Genomic DNA, 20,026 nt, shown 5'->3' with positions numbered 1-20,026 from the left:
AATTATTCAACTCCCATTTCTTTTAAATAACTTTTTCCGTATTTTGGCAATTCAACATTGAAATTATCTGCTATTGTTGCACCAATAGAACTAAATGTTGTATCTCCTGATAATTCATGGTATGCATCTATTTTAGGGCTAAACATAAGCACTGGAATATATTCTCGCGTATGGTCAGTACCCTCTGCAATTGGATCATTACCATGATCTGCCGTAATAATAACTAAATCATCTTCTTGTAAATGATCAATTAATTCTGGTAAGCGTTCGTCAAAATCTTTAATGGCTTGTGCATAACCGTCTTTGTCTCTGCGGTGACCATATAACGCATCAAAATCCACTAAATTCAAGAAGCTGATACCATTAAAGTCCTTTTTAACGACATTAATGAGCTGATCCATGCCATCCATATTATTTTTAGTTCTTATTGCTTCTGTTACACCTTCACCGTCATAAATGTCATTAATTTTACCAATTGCAATAACATCATAGTCATGATCTTTTAATGTGTTCATTACTGTTTTACCAAATGGTTTAAGTGCATAATCATGACGATTAGACGTGCGTGTAAAGTTTCCTGGTTCACCTACATATGGGCGTGCAATAACACGGCCAATTAAGTACTTAGGATCTTTAGTTAATTCACGAACCTTTTCGCAAATATCATACAATTCTTCAAGTGGGATAATATCTTCATGTGCAGCAATTTGAAGTACTGGGTCTGCACTAGTATAAACAATTAAATCTCCTGTCTTCATTTGATGTTCGCCTAATTCATCAATAATTGCAGTACCTGAAGCAGGTTTATTTGCTACAACTTTTCGACCTGTCATTTCTTCAATCTCTTGAATTAATTCATCAGGAAATCCATTTGGATAAACTTTAAATGGTTGCATGATATTTAGTCCCATAATTTCCCAATGTCCTGTCATCGTATCTTTTCCAACAGAAGCTTCACTTAATTTAGTAAAAAAAGCACCTGGTTGTTCAACTTTATTGACCACTGGCAAATCTTCAATATTACCTAATCCTAATTTTTCTAAATTAGGTAATGATTGGTTAAAACCTTCTAACGTGTGTTTTAATGTGTGTGAACCTTCATCATTAAAAGCTGCAGCATCAGGTGCTTCACCAATACCTACTGAATCCATGACAATTAAATGCACTCTTTTAAATGGTGTCGTCATATTTAACACTCCTACTCTGTAATTATTTTATGAATTAATGTTGGTGTTTTTGCTTGCGCTTTAATTTCGATACTTTCGTCAAGTTTCTTAATTACATCATCAACATTTTCACGATTACTGTGAATCGTTAATAAAGACTCTCCTACATTGACTTTGTCTCCTACTTTCTTATTCAACACAATGCCAACACTTAAATCTATGTCATCGTCTTTCGTTTGTCTTCCCGCACCTAACATCATTGAAGCAACTCCAATTTCATTAGCAATAAGCTCTGAAACTACACCACTTGATTTTGCTTTATAATCAATTTGATATTCGGCAGTCGGTAATAACTCCGGTAAATTGACAACTGAAGCATCTCCACCTTGATTTTCTAAAAATGTTTTGAATTTATCTAATGCTGAACCATTTTCGATGGCTTCATTGAGCAATTGACGCGCCTCTTCAAGTGTATTTGCTCTTTCAGCAAGTACGACCATTTGTGAACCAAGCGTTAACACTAGTTCAGTTAAATCTTCAGGTCCCTGACCATTTAAGGTATCAATCGCTTCTTTTAATTCTAAAGCATTCCCAATCGCACGACCAAGTGGTTGGCTCATATCTGAAATAATAGCCATTGTATTTCTACTAACATTATTTCCTATGCTAACCATAGCATGTGCTAAAGCCTCGGCGTCTTCTAATGTTTTCATGAATGCACCATTTCCAGTTTTAACATCTAGGACGATTGCATCAGCACCCGCGGCAATTTTCTTACTCATGATAGATGATGCGATTAGAGGAATAGAGTTAACTGTTCCTGTAACATCTCTTAATGCGTATAGTTTCTTATCTGCAGGTGTTAAATTGCCAGTTTGTCCAATCACTGCAACTTGATTTTCATTAACAAGTTTAATGAAGTCCGCTTCAGAGATTTCAACATGGAACCCATCAATAGATTCTAATTTATCAATCGTACCACCCGTATGTCCTAAACCACGGCCACTCATTTTGGCAACTGGCACTCCCACTGCAGCTACTAATGGTGCCAACACTAATGTCGTCGTATCTCCAACGCCACCAGTTGAGTGTTTATCTACTTTAATACCATTGATTTTTGATAAATCAATAACATCACCTGAATTAACCATTGCCATAGTTAAAGCTGCACGTTCTTCTTCATTCATATCTTGGAAAAAGATTGCCATCGCTAAACTAGAAGCTTGATAATCTGGGATATCTCCATTGGTATATCCTTCTATGAAAAATTCGATTTCTTCTTTAGTTAATATCTGTCCATCACGCTTTTTTTCAATGATGTCTACCATTCTCATTGTGCTATCCCCTTTCTCGGTTGTTGCATTTCTAAATGATGTTAAAAAATATATTATTAATAATCAGAATTTGATTCTAAACCTTTGACAATTTGAACACCTGCACTTGCTCCAATACGTGTAGCACCTGCATTAAGCATTTTGTGAAAATCTTCAAGATTACGCACGCCACCTGAAGCTTTAACCTCTAATTCGTCTCCCACAGTGTCTTTCATTAATTTCACATCTTCTGGTGTAGCGCCTCCCCCAGCAAAACCAGTTGATGTTTTAACGAAATCTGCACCAGCAGCTTTTGCTAGTTCACTTGCTTTCACTTTTTCATCGTCTGTTAAAAGAACAGTTTCAATAATAACTTTCACTATTTTTCCGTTAGCTGCGGCAACTACGCCTTCAATATCTTTTTGAACATCTTCATATCTTTCATCTTTAAGTGCGCCTATATTGATAACCATATCAATTTCAGACGCGCCATTTTTAATCGCATCTTCTGTTTCAAAAATCTTTGTAGCGGTTGTTGTAGCTCCAAGTGGGAACCCAATCACTGTACATACGAGTACATCAGAATTCACAAGTTGTTCAGAAGCATACTTAACGTGGGTCGGATTGACGCAAATCGATTTAAAATGATACGCCTTAGCTTCAGAAATAATTTTATCAATCTGTTGACGTGTTGATTCTGGTTTTAAAAGTGTATGATCAATATATTTTGAATATTCCATAAAAATTTCCTCCAATGTATTGCTCGAAAGCCAACTTATATTAACATAATTTATATGTTTCTCTCATTTATATAGTACAAAAATTCGCAAAAATTTTAAACAAATGTTATCTTTATTTTGAATAAAATGTTAAGGAGAAGATATTCATGACAAACGGTACACCTCATATTCAACCTAATGGAGCTAAAATTGCTAAAACAGTATTAATGCCTGGAGATCCATTACGTGCAAAATATATTGCTGATAACTTTTTAGAAAATGTTGAACAATTTAATGAAGTACGTAATATGTTTGGATACACTGGCACTTATAAAGGTAAAGAGATCTCAGTAATGGGTTCAGGTATGGGTATTCCAAGTATTGGAATTTATTCGTATGAGCTTTATAATTTCTTTGATGTTGATACAATTATTCGAATAGGTTCATGTGGTGCATTACAAGAGAATGTGAATTTATATGATGTTATTATTGCTCAAGCTGCTTCAACTAATTCAAATTATGTAGATCAATTTAATATTCCTGGTCACTTTGCTCCAATTGCAGATTTTGAGTTAATTACTAAAGCTAAACAAGTTGCTGATGATATCGGGGCAGTTACACATGTTGGAAATATTTTATCATCAGATACGTTTTATAATGCCGATAAACATTTCAATGATAGTTGGAAGAACATGGGTATCTTAGGTATTGAAATGGAATCAGCTGGCTTATATTTAAATGCGATTCATGCTGGTAAAAAAGCTTTAGGTATTTTTACTGTAAGTGATCATATCTTAAGAGATGAAGCTACATCAGCTGAAGAACGTCAAACATCATTTACTCAAATGATGGAAATTGCTTTAGAAATCGCTGAATAATCACTTATCAATGTTAATATTAAAAGTTAAAAGAGCCATTGTAGACGTTTTATCGTCCACAATGGCTCTTTTTAAAATAGAATACTTAAACTAAATAAGATTTAAACATCCAATTATGTTTATCTACTGATGTTTGCATACCAATAAACATATCTTCTGAAACGTCGTCTCCTGCTTCACCTGCAACTTCAATTGCTTTTCCAAGTTGTTTAGAAATTTGAGTTAAATCTTCAGAGAAAGCTTTAACCATTTCTTCAGCAGTGTAATGTGTATCTGCTTCTTTTACAATTGAAAGTTCTAAACTTTCTTTTAATGTTGCTACTGGATTACCTCCAATTGCTAGAATACGTTCTGCTAAATCGTCTACATATTGACTAGCTTCATTGTATAATTCTTCAAATTTTTCATGTAATGAGAAGAAATTAGGACCTTTAACATACCAATGGAAGTTGTGTAATTTTGTATATGCTACTGTCCAGTTTGCCACTTGTTGATTTAATTCTTTTACTACATCTTGTTGCGTCATCGAATCTCTCCTTTTTTATACAATCATGTCTCTCTTTTACAATCATAATTATATTATAATAATTATAATCTGTAAAGTTATTTTACACACGTAATTTGAAAACACTAATACTCATGAATAAATATATAGAATCATTATCAAAAGCTTTATAATATATAATTAAAACTTATATATATTATCAATTAAAAATAGTTTTCTCATTTATTGTCTATCATCATCAATAAAGAATGATTTTTCATATGCGTTGGGTTTATGCCAATGTGTTTTCCACATTTTATCTCTATTATTAGCAAATAGTCGATAACCTAAGTTTCTTATTGGTAATGGCGTTACTCTAAGTAGTATACCTAACCATTTTTCACTACTTAATGTTGTGATTAATTTTGCTACTGCAGTAGTCTCGTAATATAAATGATCTCCTTCTTGTAGTATCACACTATTTTTATTTTTAGCTTCAGGATGTTGTTCAAATAAATGTTGTCCCGCTTTTCCTTTTAAAGTCGCAAACTCATAGTTTTTAGGTAAACCATGTTGTATTAGCCAAATACAATAATTATAGCAATACACACAGTTTCCATCGTAATAAACGATTGGCATGTTCCGTCACCTTCCTTTTTAACTTATTTAATTTATTCCTTTTACAAGGACTCATTAAACATAAAAAAGTGGATATAGAATTTATTTCAAATTCTATATCCACTTTAGCTCATTATACGTTATGATGTTTTTTATCTAACTTGTCTGCTATTATGCATCATGATTCACTTTTACAATACGTGTATATTTTAAAAATTGTTGTGAATATTTATTTTTTATATCTTCTAACTTTTCGTATGTTACCCCAATAATATGCCAATTAGGATTAAAATGATAAAAAGAATCTTTTTCACGAGACCAAGTAATCATGTTACCGTCTTTATTATATCTAGGTAATGTAACTTCGTACCCTTCTAAAACATTAATATAAGTTTGAAATATATCTGGATCAAGTCTATTAAAGTTATCAATTACTAAGTAACTTTTGTCATTTTTAGGCATAAGTTGTGTAATAAAACCTTCTCTATAATATAAGGCACCTGTCTCATTAGGTAGATATCTGCCATATAACATATCTTCACTAAAGTCAGGGTGACCACTAGTAATAACTGGATTAGCATTCGTTTTTTGTAAAAGATTATTGGCTGCTTTCAAACCTTCTTCACGTTTATCTACAACAAGTAAAATAAAAGGTTTAATTGTCTCATCATGATCTGTATTGAATCCTGGTTTTTTAATAGTCTCAAATGGTGTTCTAATCCCATCATTTTCACTCATTTCTATAATAGCATCGTATTGTGCTTGACTCATACTTGCTATTGCTTGCTTAGCATTTTCTTGTAAAAAGTATAAGTTTTTTAATTTAGGATGTTTATTTAGTGCGCCTAATGTAACAGGAGTGATATTCTTTTCATAATAAATCTCTATTGCAGTACTATTAGTACGACCAGGAATTGGAGGTTTTTCATGAATATGACGAGATACTTCACCAATTCCTACGACCGATTGATTACTATTCTTATCATAAAATATTAAATTATCCCCTACTTCTAATTGGTTATAAAAATGATAACCATTCCGTTTAATTCCATTATAAGTATGTGTAAAAATCGTATAATGTGTATCAGGTTCAAATTTTTCAGTTTCAGATAAGAAGAAATATCGAGGTAATTGAATGTTACCTTTTCCTAACTCAACGATTAATTGAAACTCTTCTTTTGTGAGCTGATTTATTAACGTTTCTCGCATATTATTCATTCGATAATCTAGCACTTCACTACGTTTTAAATAGTCAGTAGTTAAAGGCTTTAATTCTTCATTAAATTTAAATTCAACTCTAATTTTATTTTGTGCTCCTGTTTGAACACTAATAATTTCCCCAATTCCTAATAATCCAGTATCTGTTTGTACTTGATAAAAAATCACTTGATCGCCAATTTTAGCTTTTTTGAACGCTCGAAAACCCTGAGTAGGATTGAACTGTGCTCCAGACTCAAATAAAGTTATTTGTCCAACTAATGGTTCATTATGGTTCCATCTTGTATATCCACAATTTAACCAAAAGTAATTTACTTCTTCTGCCATCTAGAATCTCCTTCTTACTTATTTTAAATTTAGCATCTTTATTCATGTATATATTAATATTAATTTTAGCACCTATTAGTCATTTTTAGATAGCTTAACTTAAATATATGAATAGTCTATAAGATTTCGTTTTTTTTATTTTATCATATTTTTTTAATAGAGTTGACGTATTATGAAATCACTTTTTAAATTCAAAAAAGTGAAATAGAATCATATGAATCATCACAAAATTCCATTTCACTATTAAAATATACTACCTCATTATTTAAACCTTATTAGATTTCCGATTAACAGAAAAAGGAAAATAAAAAACTTCTAGATTCAGCTATCACACTAGAAAATCATGCTAGATATAGAAATTATTCCAACATTTCTGCTTATAAATTAAATTGATTAACTAAATATAACTTATAATTAGAGTGAACTCGCCTTCAAATACGCTATCTAAATCTTCAGAAGTTAAAATAAAATTAGACCCCTTTTCTAGCTTAAAGATTTCTCCATCTGTAATCACTTGTCCATGACCTTCTAATACAGAAATAAGACAAAATTCACGAGGCTTCATATAATTAAGCGTTCCACTTATTTCCCATTTAACCATTGTAAAAAAGTCATTAGATACAATTTGGCTACGTTTATGATTTTCTACAATTGTAGTTTCAGGTACTATAGCAGGTGCATTTGCAGTAAATTGAAGCACGTCTAATGCTTTTTTAACTTCTAATGATGATCCATCAGTTCGATTACGTTCATAATCATATACTCTATATGAAATATCAGATGATTGCATTGTTTCATATACTAAAACACCAGAACCTATAGAATGAAGCATTCCAGCTGGTATAAAATAAAACTCACCTGGTTTAACTTTGAGTCTTTCTACTACATCCAACACCGCCTCTTCTTTTATCTTATTCTCAAATGTTTCTTTTGAATCAGCAGAGGTACCGAGTATAATTTCAGCATCTTCTTCTGCATCAATAATATACCAACATTCTGACTTACCATATTGACCGTTTTCAAATTCATATGCATACGAGTCGTCAGGATGAACGTGAATAGATAGAGGGTGTCTTGCATCCACTATTTTACATAATAAAGGGAAATCTTTACTTGGAAAGTCTCCAAATAATTCTCTATGCTCATTCCATACTTGATCTAATGTTTGACCAGCATACTGACCATTTTCAATCATATTTTTTCCATTCGGATGTGCAGAAATACCCCAGCATTCTCCAGTTTGTTCACTTGGTATGTCGTAATTAAATTGATTTAACTTATTACCGCCCCATATTTTTTCAAAGAAAATAGGCTTTAAAAATAATGGCATGATTGCACCTCCTAAAACACGGTTATTGCTTCTCTCTTTATTTTAAAGTGAAATATCGTATTTAAATGATTATGTATAATTAGAACAATTGATGACCCATTTTATCTTTAAATTACTATCTATTTAAGCTTTTAATATATCAGATAACTAATTCTATATAAATGCTATTTCGCTTCTATAGTTAAATAAAAATTTTCACTCATATGTTTATTATATCAATTTCATTATTAATTTAATAGAAATTATATATATTAATAAAAAAGAATAGAACAGCAAGTTTTAAAACTCACTGTCCTACTCTAACACAGAACTTTTCATTTGTAATTAATTATCTAACTTAACTACTCAAAACGAGATAATGCTTCTTGAATAGATTGATGCCCTGAAAGAATTTGAAATTCTTTATTTTCAAATTTATTTTCAGAAGTCGCTACGTGTTTTAATACAGAAGCCACATCTTCGCGTGGAATTGTACTTCCTTCATCAAAATACAAGTCAGCTTTAATTTCACCAGTACCTGATTTATCTTCTAAACCACCTGGATGAACGATTGTATAAGTTAGTCCAGAATTTCTTAAATGATTATCTGCATAGTGTTTTGCAATTGTATAAGGTTTTAAATCTCCACTTGCATCAAATGCTTCACGACGTGAATCGTAAGTAGAAACCATTACATAATGTTTAACATTTGCTTTTTTACTTGCTTCAATCGTTTTCACTGCACCATCTAAATCAACAATGATTGTTTTATCAGCACCTGTGTTACCACCTGAACCAACTGAGAAAATAACTTTATCAAAGCCTTTGAATTTCTCAGTTAAATCATCAATACTATCTTTTTCTACATCTATTAAAATGGCATTAACACCTTGATCTTTTAACGCACTTTCTTGTTCTTCTTTACGAACACCGGCTGTAAAATCAACTTGATCTTCTTTTAATTGGTTAACCAATTTAGAACCTACGCCACCATTAGCACCAATAACTAATATACTCATAAACTTATTTCCTCCTTCAATTCATTTCATAGTTTATTAATACCACTTAGTATCATTTTTAAACTTATTTACTATATATCATTGACACTTAGACAAGGACACTATATATTAATATATGAATATATATTCATATATTAAAGAGAAGGTCTCATGTGATGTCCAATACAAATAAAGATAGAGATATATTTATAGATGAATACATGCTTAACCGTTTAACTGAGACATTTAAAGCGTTAAGCGATTATAACCGTTTACGTATTTTAGAATTGTTATATAAAGGTGAAGCTAGTGTTGGGCATATTACGCATACATTAAAATTAACTCAATCAAATGTGTCGCATCAATTAAAGAGTTTAAAACAAGCAGGCCTTGTTAAATCGTCACGTCATGGACAATCCATGATTTATTCTATAGACGATCAACATGTTTCTACTTTATTAAAACAAGCCATTCAACATGCTCATCATCAAAGAGGTGAATAATAAATGTCTAATCACACACACCATCATAACCATACTCATAATCATGTCCATACCAATAACAAAAAGGTATTAACAATTTCTTTTATTATTATAGGCTTATTTATGATTGTTGAAATTTTAGGAGGATTTATCGCTAATAGTCTTGCGCTATTATCAGATGGACTTCATATGTTTAGCGATACTGTTTCACTAGGAGTTGCTTTAATCGCATTTATTTATGCAGAGAAAAATGCTACTTCAACTAAAACATTCGGTTACAAGCGTTTTGAAGTCTTAGCTGCCTTATTTAATGGTATAACTTTATTAATTATTAGTGGCGTCATTATCATCGAAGCGATTAGAAGATTTTTCAATCCTATTAAAGTGCAATCCACTGAAATGTTTATTATTAGTGTGATTGGACTTATAGTGAATATTATCGTTGCAATAATCATGTTTAAAAGCGGTGATACGTCACATAACTTAAATATGCGCGGTGCTTTTATTCACGTTTTAGGAGACTTACTTGGTTCATTAGGTGCCATTATAGCATCTATTCTTATATACGTATTTAACTTTACAATTGCTGATCCTATCGCAAGCATTCTAGTTTCCATTATTATATTGAAAAGTGCAATCGGTATTTCACGTTCGTCACTTAATATTTTAATGGAAGGTACACCAAGTGACGTCAATTTAGATAAAATCATTAGTACAATTATAAATCATAATGAAATTTATAATGTCCATGATTATCACGTTTGGACTATTTCAAATGATATGAATGCGTTAAGTTGTCATGCAGTCGTCTCTGAAACTATGTCTGTTCAGGACTGTGAAGGACTTCTTAAAAAAATAGAACATGAATTACTTCACTTAAATATACAACATATGACAATTCAATTAGAAACAGCACAACATGATCACGATACTTCAGTACTATGCTCTGGATTACATAAAGAGCACGCTCATCATTAAGACTACACAAACAATGTCCGCAGTTTACAATATAAGTAAAAAGTCGAACAGAATTCATATTAGTTTCTGCTCGACTTTTTTTACTTATATAAAATAATCGAAAATAAATTGTTTGCCTGGTACATGTTTTTCATCAAATCCTTGAAGAAATTCTTCATTATCATACGGTAATTTTACTCTTTCAACACTAAACTCATTTTCGTTAATTGTGACGATTCCATATACGGCATATTTACCATTATTAAGTCCTACTGAACCAGGATTGAAATAGGTTTTGTTATTATCATCATACAAGTGTAATTGATGATTATGTCCAAAAGCTATAAAATCCGCATCCTTATCTTCAAATAATTTAACTATCTCTTCTTTTTGATTATCTACAATAGGTTCAAATGGTTGTTTATCAATCCCCTCTTCTAATCTTTGATTTTCAATTTCATAATGTATAAATAAACATTTTTTCCCACAAATTGTTTTTTCTAAATATCTTGGTAGTGTATTTAATACATCATAGTAATCTTCATCCATTCGACTTTCAATCCATTGATGGTGTTCATAAAATTTATTTTTTAAATCTTCTGGATACGGTGTACCATTAACAATTGACATAATTGCTTCATCGTGATTACCAGCAATAATTTCCATATCATCTCGATCGAAAATCATATCTAATACTTTATTGGTTTCATGGCCAATTCCAATATTATCACCTAAGTTAAAGATTTGATCGATATCTTCTCTATTATCAATATCATCTAAAACAGTTTGTAAGGCATCAAAATTACCATGAACGTCGGTTAAAATTGCAAATTTCACCATAAAGTCTCCTTTCATTATTAAATCATTAGCATATTTTAACACTTAAAACATAATATTGTTAGATATTAATTTAAAAAAAGCACAAATTCTGATATTGTGTATTATATTAACGTAAAGGAGTGCTTATTTTGTTTAAATTTCATAGTTTAGCATTTAAAAATGCTAAGTCACAACTCATAAAAACAATACTATTTAGTTTAGTAAGTTTTATTATTGTATTTGTGGCATTTGTGATTGCTAGAACTTTCTTCATTCAAAACTTTATGCAGATGCAACTAGCAGCACAATTTCAACAGTCATCAGGCGCGTCATTAGTAATGATAATACTCGTCTTGGTCTTAGGATTATTATTTTTTATACTTGCAGGTTATCAATTACTTGCAGGGGCTTTTAATATTATGGCTAAAGCTATTGAAAAAGAAGCTGTTCAATTTTCTGATTTGTTTTTTGCTTTTAAAAAAGGAAAATATGTTAAAAGTCTTCTTTTAGCTTTAATTACTATTATTCTTTATGCTGTATTATATTTAATCACATTAGGATTAAACTTTTTATTTAATAAAGCTTTAACACCATTATTCACATCTATTCAACAGTCAGTAAGTACATCCGATCACGCTATTGGTATTTTACTTACTGTACAAATTATCTTAATTATCATTATGGGATTCATTCTTTCAATCGTATATTGGTTCTTCTTTATATTAATGATTAATTATACTGTATCATTTGCACGTAAAAATGACTTAAGTGCTATAGGTCATTTTAAAGATGGATTTAAAGGAATTAAAAATGGACGTAAAACTTGGTTCAAATTCTTTTTAGCTATCTTATTAATTAACCTACTCATTATTATCATTACACAACCACTTGGTACAATATTAACTGTATTAACCGGAAATATGTCCCAAAATGTAGCACAAGTGATTTTAATTATTGCTCAAACGCTTATTATTATTGTACGTTTAATTCTATATTTTGTAATTATAATGGGTATTGTTCAATATTTCTTACGTCGCGGTGAGAATGTGAAAAGACCTGTAAACGAAAAGAAAAAAAGTAAACGAAAAGAAAAAAAAGAAATAAATCATAAAAAAGAAGCGTTAAAAAACGATCCTTCATCTTTTAATGATACAAAAAATCATGTTAAAGAAGACTTAAATCATCAAAAAAATTTAAATAACGATAAATAAATCACTATTCAACACAAAAGGTAAGAAAGCAGGTTTCTCCTACTTTCTTACCTTATTTTAATTTAAAAGATGGTGTTCTAAATATAAAGCCGCGCCATCTTCTTCATTTGTATATTGTGTAGTATCATCAGTAATAGACTGAATTTCTGGACGTGCATTTTTCATTGAAACAGTGTATCCTCCAAATTCAAACATTGCTCTGTCATTATCGCTATCACCAATAACAAGTGTTTCTTCTTGTTTAATATCGAAATGATCTATCATTTCTTTAATTCCAGTGCCTTTATCCACTTGATAAGCCATCGTCTCAGCATTAAACCTTGAAGAATTAGATACGCTAATATTTAATAACACTTTATTTTGTATTAATTCATCTCTAAACGTTTTAATTTTATTTAACTTTTTATTGAAAAGATAAATTTTAGAATAGGCGTCATTTGGAATATCTTTTCTCCAATTAATTTTACCATTCATGGCATCTCGACGTGATTTCCATTCACTTTCACTCACTTCATTTTGTGGATGTTCACTATCAATCATATCTTCCATCCATGATTGATCTTCAATTAGTGAAATTCTATCTCCTTCAAAAGGAAAAACTTCATAATAAATATGTTGTTGTTGAGCCAGTTGCACGATTTTTTTTGCACTATCTATTGTCAAACTATGTTTAAATAAAAGTTTATCTTCAATATCACCTCTTGTTCCATTAGAACTAATAACACCATCTACTTTAAAACCTTTTGGTACTAAATTATGAATTTCAGAATAAGAACGTCCTGTTGCTAGAAATACCTTATAATTTTTTTCTCTTAATTGATCAATTACTTCTTTTGTTTTTACAGTCGCTTTATTATCTTCATGCAATAGTGTTCCATCCATATCTAAGAATATTGCTTTAATATTTTCAAATATCATCGTGATACCCTCCATCTAATTCTTTCTTAAAAATTGTGACATTTATTTAACCAAAGTGCAAACTCAATTATATTTTATATAAAGATGATATCGATTTCTATATTGAATGACTTCAATTTGATTATTAAAAAATTTAGACATAATCGAATCAGTTAAAATATCTTTTGTTATTCCTTTATCAAAACAACTACCCTCTTTTAATAAAAATATCTTACTAAATAAAGGAATAATTTCCTCTATGACATGAGTCACGTAAATCATCGTCAAATGAGCGTATGTCTTATTTAAATTTTCTAATAAATATAATAACTGCTCTCTAGCCAAAAAGTCTAATCCTGATGCTGGTTCATCAAGAATAAGCACATCAGGTTGATGTATAAGCGCGCGAGCAATCATTACTTTTTGTTTTTGTCCTGTTGAGAGATATCCTAAATATTGATCTTTATATGATAACATTCCTACTAAATTTAATAATTTTTCTGCTTCTTTAATATGTTCATCAGAATACTCTTTATATAGACCAATAGATTTAAATATGCCGCTTAATACGACATCAATCACTTTCTCACCGTCTTGAAATTTTTCTAATAAACTATGCGAAACAAATCCAATATGTTGACGAACGTTTTCTGCAGAATATCCTTTTTTACCTGGTACCATTTCAAACATTTCTATTTCACCCTGAGATACACTCTCATAAGCATTCATGATATTTAATAGTGTTGTTTTTCCTGCACCATTCAACCCATAAAGAATCCAATTATCTCCCGCTTCAATATGCCAATTTAAATCATTAAGGATTGTTTTTCCGTGTTTCTTTTTATAGATATGCTTTAAATTTATCAAATGATCACCTCTACTTAAAATAAGTGTATGATGATTCTGATTATTTAACAAATTAAATAAAAAACTGAGACATGTCATTCATGTCCCAGCTTTTTGAATTATTCAACTGTAACTGATTTGGCTAAGTTACGAGGTTTATCAACATCTAATCCTCTGTGTAACGCTGCATAATATGCGATTAATTGTAGTGCTACTACTGATACTAAAGGTGTTAATAATTCGTGTACATGAGGAATCACATATGTGTCTCCATCTTTTTCTAAACCTTCCATTGAAATAATACAAGGTTTAGCGCCACGAGCTACTACTTCTTTAACATTACCACGAATTGATAAATTCACATTTTCTTGAGTAGCTAAAGCAATGACTGGCGTATCATCTTCGATTAAAGCAATAGTACCGTGTTTTAACTCTCCACCAGCAAATCCTTCAGCTTGAATATATGAAATTTCTTTAAGTTTTAATGCTCCTTCTAAACTTACATTGTAATCCATCGCACGACCAATAAAGAAAGCATTTCTAGTCGTTTCTAAGAATTCTTTAGTAATTTTTTCCATTACTGGTGCGTCATCTACAATCGTTTCAATTGCAGTTGTTACTTTTGCTAATTCTCTTAATAAGTCAATACCGTTATCGCGTCCATGCGCTTTAGCTACAACTTGAGAAAGAATTGATAATACAGCAATTTGAGCTGTATAAGCTTTAGTTGATGCAACAGCAATTTCAGGTCCTGCGTGTAATAACAACGTATGATCAGCTTCACGAGATAACGTTGAACCTGCTACATTTGTAATTGTTAAAGACTTATGGCCTAATTTATTTGTTTCAACCAATACTGCACGGCTATCAGCTGTTTCTCCTGATTGAGAGATATAAATAAATAAAGGTTTTTCAGATAATAATGGCATGTTATAAACAAATTCTGATGCCACATGAACTTCAGTTGGCACTCCAGATAGTTTTTCAAGATATTCTTTACCAACTAAACCAGCATGATAACTTGTCCCTGCAGCAATGATATAAATACGATCTGCATTCGACACATCTTTAATAATCTCAGAATCAATATTTAAATCTCCATTTTCATCTTCGTATTCTTGAATAATACGACGCATTACTGCTGGTTGTTCATTAATTTCTTTTAACATATAGTGATCATAAATACCTTTTTCAGCATCTGATGCATCTATTTGAGCAGTATACGTTGGACGATCTTGAATATTTCCATCTTTATCTTTAATTGTTACACTTTCTTTTTTAACAATAACAATTTCATGATCATGAATTTCTTTATATTGATTTGTAACTTTAATCATTGCTAATGCATCTGAAGCAATAACATTAAAGTCGTCACCAATACCAACAAGTAAAGGTGATTTATTTTTAGCTACATAAATAGTGTCTTCATCCTCAGAATCTAACATGCCTAAAGCATATGATCCATCTAATAAAGATACTGCTTTAGTGAATGCATCTTCAGTTTCTAACCCTTTATTTGAAAAATATTCTACTAATTGAACGATAACTTCTGTATCAGTTTCTGATTTAAACGTTACATCTGATAAGTATTCGCTTTTTAGCTCTTCATAATTTTCAATGACACCATTATGTACTAAAGTAAAACGTCCATTATTTGATTGATGAGGATGTGAATTAACAGTACTAGGTACCCCATGAGTAGCCCAACGAGTATGACCAATACCAATGTGACCATCAATGTCATTGCTATCTGCTACTTTTCTTAATTCTGCAATACGTCCTTTTTCCTTAAATACAGTAGTACCCTCATCATTGACAACAGCAATTCCTGCTGAATCATATCCTCTATATTCTAATTTTTCTAAACCAGATAATAATAATTCTTTGGCATTATCAAAGCCAATATATCCAACAATTCCGCACATATTTCTTTTTCCTCCATTACATAGTCATATGATAATTTTATCTGCTATATAAAATTTTTTAATTAGACATTGTTCGTTTTTTTGTATTGGATTCTAAACATCATATTTCTATGTCTTCTATTTATTTTATATTTGGCATTCTTATTATAGTTGTACATCTAGTTACCTATATGTTTTAAATAATAAGCTAACGAATGTGCCTCATCCGGAATAGCATCCGCCGATTATATCGATAACTATTCTCCTCGTCTACAATATAATTAGTATGTCTATGAGTATTCTCCTAATTAATACTAAATGATTAACATTCTAATTACTTGTCCAGGCGCTTTGTTTTATTTTTATTACATCTATCCTCCTTTCTTCCAATACTATTTATTTTACCTTTTTTTATTAATCATTTGCAAATATTATTATATTTAATTCATAAACTTATAGTCATAATTTGATATTTAATTTATATTTTTTGATAAAAAATACTCTCTTTAAAGTTTTCAGTTCTACAACTTTAACTTTAAAGAGAGTGTATTCTTGTTTTTTAATGGTACTATTAATTTAATCCCATTTTTTCTTTTACTTTATTAGCAATTGTTTGAGCGTAACGTTCAGCATCTTCATTTGTAGCTGCCTCAACCATTACTCTTACTAATGGTTCAGTTCCTGAAGGTCTAACTAATATTCTTCCTTCACCGTTCATTTCATTCTCAACTTCATCCATAACAGCTTTAACGTCTTCATTTTCAGACACATGATGTTTATCTGTTACTTTTACATTGATTAATGATTGTGGATACTTTTTCATTTGGGCTGCTAACTCACTTAAAGTTTTACCACTTGATTTAATAATAGCTGCAAGTTGTACGCCAGTTAGTAGTCCATCACCAGTCGTGTTATAGTCCATCATTACTATATGTCCAGATTGTTCTCCGCCTAAATTATAATGGCCTCGTCTCATTTCTTCAACGACATATCTATCTCCAACTTTTGTTTTATTTGATTGAATGCCTTCTGTTTCAAGAGCTTTATAAAATCCTAAATTACTCATTACAGTAGATACAATCATATTATTATTTAATTCATGATTTTTATGCATGTCTTGACCAATAATAAACATAATTTGGTCACCATCAATGATGTTACCCTTTTCATCAACAGCAATTAAACGATCTCCATCTCCATCAAAAGCTAAACCAAAATCACTTTCAGTTTCTACAACTTTTTCAGCTAAATGTTCAGGATGAGTAGACCCACATTCATCATTAATATTGTATCCATCTGGATTACAACCAATTGTAACTGTTGTTGCCTCTAAATCACCAAATAAGAAAGGCGCAAGTGAAGAAGTTGATCCATTCGCCCCATCTAATGTAATTTTAAGTCCATCTAAATTTATATCAATAGTAGATTTAAGATAACTTAAGTATTTTTGTGCACCTTCATAATAATCTGAAAAATGCAGAATGTCTTTACCTGCAGGACGTGGTAAGTCAGGTTGTTCTTGGTCTAATAATTGTTCAATTTCTTCTTCTTGCTTATCTGAAAGTTTAAAACCATCAGCACCAAAGAACTTAATACCATTGTCAGCCACAGGATTATGAGAGGCAGAAATCATTATCCCTAATTGTGCTCCCATTTCACGTGTTAAATATGCAACACCTGGAGTAGAAATAACTCCTAATCTCATTACTTCTGCACCTATTGATGCTAATCCAGCAATTAAAGCAGATTCTAACATTTCACCCGACACACGAGTATCTCTACCAACTAAAACTCTAGGATGTTTCTCTCCTTCATTATGTGCTAATACATAACCACCATAGCGACCTAGCTTAAACGCTAATTCAGGTGTTAATTCTTTATTAGCTACTCCTCTTACACCATCAGTTCCAAAATATTTTCCCATTTTAATTACTCCTTTATTATCTAGTTTACTATTTTAAATTGACATGTGCTGTGACTTCATTGAATTCAGATTTCTTAACCTGTTTAGGTATTTTGAGTTGAAGAGTTTTATTAGTTGACTCAGTGATATCATCTAAATTTACATCAGCTTCTATGTCATTAATATCCTTCAAATCATCTTTATTACCATAAATTTCTACTTCATTCTCATTTAGTTTAATGTTATCTAAACTTTCATCGTCAGGTAACGAACCTTTTTTAACAGTTTTAATTTTTACTTTTTTACTGTAAGGTTCAAGTTTCACTGACATTTTAACATTATTAGGCTTGATCTGAACGTTTAATTTATTCAATTGCTTGTCAAATGCAGTAATTTCAGCTACATCAGTAGTATCCTCACTGATATTAGTCGCATTTTTAAATGTCGCTTTTAAATATGCAATTTTATCTAATTGCTTTTTACCGCCCGTAACTTGAACAGTATTTTTATTTAAAAAAGCTTCACTTACTTTATAATTTGAATTTATATTGTTTTGTGCAATATCAGGCTGAACATGCATAGTTTTAGTGTCTTTATCTTCCAAAGTGATATACGCATGTTTAGGTTTAACATTATAACTAATATCGTTACTTAATCCCTTAACAATATAATCTTCTTTATAATTTCCAGATTTAGCATTAGATAAGTTAACTGTAACCTTGATATCGTCTGAACTTTCTATTTTCAATAACTTTGATTGTGGTCCTGAAATAGTAACATCAACAGTATCTGGTGATCTAGTAACATGTAAATTTTTAGTATTATAAAGAATTTCTACAGGTACATCTTCTATTGTTTTAGAAGAATTCTGAGATAGATTATCATTGTTAAAAATATTGCCAAACACATTATTAACAGAAAGATAAAAAAAGATCGCTAATATTAAGGCAAAAAATCTTAATCCCCATTTACTTTCTAACATGCTATTTCACACCCTTCTTTTGAGCGCGAGCTCCAAACCAATGTTCAGCTAATAACTCTTCGAATACTTCATCAGAAACATCACGTCTTAATTTACCATCGAAAGTAACTGATATTGAACCGGTTTCTTCAGATACTACCACAGTAAATGAGTCCGAAACTTCAGAAATTCCTACGGCTGCCCTATGTCTTGTACCTAAACTTTTAGAAATTTTATTACTATCTGAAAGTGGTAAATAACATGCAGCACTAGCAATTTTAGTATTTTGAATAATCATAGCCCCATCATGTAATGGTGTATTAGGTATAAAAACATTTATCAATAATTCTTGAGATATTGCAGAATTCATTGATATACCAGTTTCAATATAGTCTTGTAATCCAGTTTCCTTTTCAAAAACAATTAATGCTCCAATTCGTCTTTTAGCCATATACTGAACAGCCTTTGATACAGATTGGATTAATTTTTCTTCATCATGACTGTAAGTATTGGTATAGCGTTTAAATAGGCTTCCTCGCCCTAATTGCTCAAGTGCTCGTCTTATTTCTGGTTGGAATATCACAATTAAAGCTAAAACGCCCCATTGAATCACAATATCAAATAACTTTGAGGTAGCAGTTAAATTAAGAAGTTTACTTACTTGTTGTCCAATAACTATAAATAATATACCTTTAAGCAATTGAATTGCTTTAGTTCCTTTAAATACAGTAATGAGAAGATAAAGGACATACCAGACAATAAGTATATCTAATATACTTGTAATAATCTTCAAAGTACTAAGATTATTAAAAAAGTTGGAAAAATCCATAATCTCTCCTCCGTCTATAACTTTCATACTCATAATTATACCAATGAAAGGTATAACTGTCATACTATGAAAGTCAATACTTATAAATTTTTTCATGAACATCACTACTAAAAATGGGTAATAAAAAAGCACCCCATTAAGGAGTGCTTAAAGTGAGCCATAGAGGATTCGAACCTCTGACCCTCTG

The 20,026-nt window shown here is 30.7% G+C and carries 19 protein-coding genes; 4 read left to right on the top strand and 15 right to left on the bottom strand.

All coding sequences use genetic code 11. The features are described from left to right. Positions 1-2: 2 nt before the first annotated feature. Genes deoB through deoC form a run of 3 tightly spaced genes read right to left on the bottom strand, consistent with a single transcriptional unit; the run spans position 3 to position 3,219 of the window. Complete coding sequence (gene deoB / locus HMPREF2881_RS01065) at positions 3-1,187, bottom strand: phosphopentomutase (RefSeq protein ID WP_002455047.1); 1,185 nt, start codon at positions 1,185-1,187, stop codon at positions 3-5. An 11-nt stretch (positions 1,188-1,198) separates the two neighbouring features. Further along, positions 1,199-2,500, bottom strand: a complete 1,302-nt coding sequence (locus HMPREF2881_RS01060) for a pyrimidine-nucleoside phosphorylase (RefSeq protein ID WP_002488152.1) — start codon at positions 2,498-2,500, stop codon at positions 1,199-1,201. A 56-nt stretch (positions 2,501-2,556) separates the two neighbouring features. Next, the gene (gene deoC / locus HMPREF2881_RS01055) at positions 2,557-3,219 is read right to left on the bottom strand and encodes a deoxyribose-phosphate aldolase (RefSeq protein WP_002488144.1); all 663 of its coding nucleotides are present in this window, start codon (positions 3,217-3,219) and stop codon (positions 2,557-2,559) included. Between the two features lie 146 nt (positions 3,220-3,365). On the opposite strand from deoC, the gene deoD reads away from it, so the two are divergent. Continuing rightward, entirely contained in the window at positions 3,366-4,076 is a 711-nt protein-coding gene (deoD, locus tag HMPREF2881_RS01050) for a purine-nucleoside phosphorylase (RefSeq protein ID WP_002448701.1), read from the top strand. Between the two features lie 85 nt (positions 4,077-4,161). Here deoD and HMPREF2881_RS01045 read toward each other — a convergent pair whose 3' ends face one another. The 5 genes from HMPREF2881_RS01045 to HMPREF2881_RS01025 form a co-directional block, all read right to left on the bottom strand. Further along, positions 4,162-4,602 (bottom strand): Dps family protein, encoded by a 441-nt coding sequence (locus HMPREF2881_RS01045; RefSeq protein WP_002448670.1) that lies wholly within the window; start codon positions 4,600-4,602, stop codon positions 4,162-4,164. A 201-nt stretch (positions 4,603-4,803) separates the two neighbouring features. Beyond that, positions 4,804-5,199 carry a thiol-disulfide oxidoreductase DCC family protein gene (locus HMPREF2881_RS01040; protein ID WP_002448659.1) on the bottom strand — a complete coding sequence of 132 codons (396 nt, stop codon included), beginning with the start codon at positions 5,197-5,199 and terminating at the stop codon, positions 4,804-4,806. A gap of 150 nt (positions 5,200-5,349) precedes the next feature. Continuing rightward, the gene (locus HMPREF2881_RS01035; RefSeq protein WP_002448691.1) at positions 5,350-6,723 is read right to left on the bottom strand and encodes an EVE domain-containing protein; all 1,374 of its coding nucleotides are present in this window, start codon (positions 6,721-6,723) and stop codon (positions 5,350-5,352) included. A 397-nt stretch (positions 6,724-7,120) separates the two neighbouring features. Next, positions 7,121-8,053: a type I phosphomannose isomerase catalytic subunit gene (locus HMPREF2881_RS01030; RefSeq protein ID WP_002488146.1), complete on the bottom strand. Its 933-nt coding sequence runs from the start codon at positions 8,051-8,053 to the stop codon at positions 7,121-7,123. Positions 8,054-8,394: 341 nt separating this feature from the next. Continuing rightward, a complete protein-coding gene (locus HMPREF2881_RS01025; RefSeq protein ID WP_002488150.1) occupies positions 8,395-9,051 on the bottom strand; it encodes an SDR family oxidoreductase in 657 nt (218 codons plus the stop codon). Between the two features lie 155 nt (positions 9,052-9,206). Here HMPREF2881_RS01025 and HMPREF2881_RS01020 point away from each other — a divergent pair, with 155 nt between their 5' ends. Together HMPREF2881_RS01020 and czrB are read left to right on the top strand one after the other, a co-directional pair. Then, entirely contained in the window at positions 9,207-9,533 is a 327-nt protein-coding gene (locus tag HMPREF2881_RS01020) for an ArsR/SmtB family transcription factor (RefSeq protein WP_002448641.1), read from the top strand. Positions 9,534-9,536: 3 nt separating this feature from the next. After that, positions 9,537-10,490: a CDF family zinc efflux transporter CzrB gene (gene czrB / locus HMPREF2881_RS01015; protein WP_002448714.1), complete on the top strand. Its 954-nt coding sequence runs from the start codon at positions 9,537-9,539 to the stop codon at positions 10,488-10,490. Positions 10,491-10,574: 84 nt separating this feature from the next. Here the strand turns inward: czrB and HMPREF2881_RS01010 are convergent, their stop codons facing one another. Next, entirely contained in the window at positions 10,575-11,309 is a 735-nt protein-coding gene (locus HMPREF2881_RS01010) for a metallophosphoesterase family protein (protein ID WP_002448650.1), read from the bottom strand. Between the two features lie 128 nt (positions 11,310-11,437). Between HMPREF2881_RS01010 and HMPREF2881_RS01005 the strand changes: the two genes are divergently transcribed. Further along, a complete protein-coding gene (locus HMPREF2881_RS01005; protein WP_002448680.1) occupies positions 11,438-12,499 on the top strand; it encodes a hypothetical protein in 1,062 nt (353 codons plus the stop codon). Between the two features lie 57 nt (positions 12,500-12,556). Here the strand turns inward: HMPREF2881_RS01005 and HMPREF2881_RS01000 are convergent, their stop codons facing one another. From HMPREF2881_RS01000 to cdaA, 6 genes are all read right to left on the bottom strand, one after another. Then, a complete protein-coding gene (locus HMPREF2881_RS01000; protein ID WP_002448643.1) occupies positions 12,557-13,417 on the bottom strand; it encodes an HAD family hydrolase in 861 nt (286 codons plus the stop codon). Positions 13,418-13,480: 63 nt separating this feature from the next. Then, positions 13,481-14,341: an ABC transporter ATP-binding protein gene (locus tag HMPREF2881_RS00995; protein ID WP_002488142.1), complete on the bottom strand. Its 861-nt coding sequence runs from the start codon at positions 14,339-14,341 to the stop codon at positions 13,481-13,483. Between the two features lie 20 nt (positions 14,342-14,361). After that, the gene (gene glmS / locus HMPREF2881_RS00990) at positions 14,362-16,167 is read right to left on the bottom strand and encodes a glutamine--fructose-6-phosphate transaminase (isomerizing) (RefSeq protein WP_002488138.1); all 1,806 of its coding nucleotides are present in this window, start codon (positions 16,165-16,167) and stop codon (positions 14,362-14,364) included. A gap of 550 nt (positions 16,168-16,717) precedes the next feature. Further along, the gene (gene glmM / locus HMPREF2881_RS00985) at positions 16,718-18,070 is read right to left on the bottom strand and encodes a phosphoglucosamine mutase (RefSeq protein ID WP_002448705.1); all 1,353 of its coding nucleotides are present in this window, start codon (positions 18,068-18,070) and stop codon (positions 16,718-16,720) included. A 28-nt stretch (positions 18,071-18,098) separates the two neighbouring features. Then, the gene (locus HMPREF2881_RS00980; RefSeq protein WP_002488151.1) at positions 18,099-19,031 is read right to left on the bottom strand and encodes a CdaR family protein; all 933 of its coding nucleotides are present in this window, start codon (positions 19,029-19,031) and stop codon (positions 18,099-18,101) included. Between the two features lies 1 nt (position 19,032). After that, positions 19,033-19,839 (bottom strand): diadenylate cyclase CdaA, encoded by an 807-nt coding sequence (gene cdaA, locus HMPREF2881_RS00975; RefSeq protein ID WP_002455035.1) that lies wholly within the window; start codon positions 19,837-19,839, stop codon positions 19,033-19,035. Positions 19,840-20,026 lie beyond the last annotated feature (187 nt).

This window comes from Staphylococcus sp. HMSC057A08, assembly GCF_001812925.1.
GTDB lineage: Bacteria > Bacillota > Bacilli > Staphylococcales > Staphylococcaceae > Staphylococcus > Staphylococcus hominis.
The sequence above is the reverse complement of the archived record's forward strand: the minus strand, read 5'-3'. Positions and strand labels throughout refer to the sequence as shown.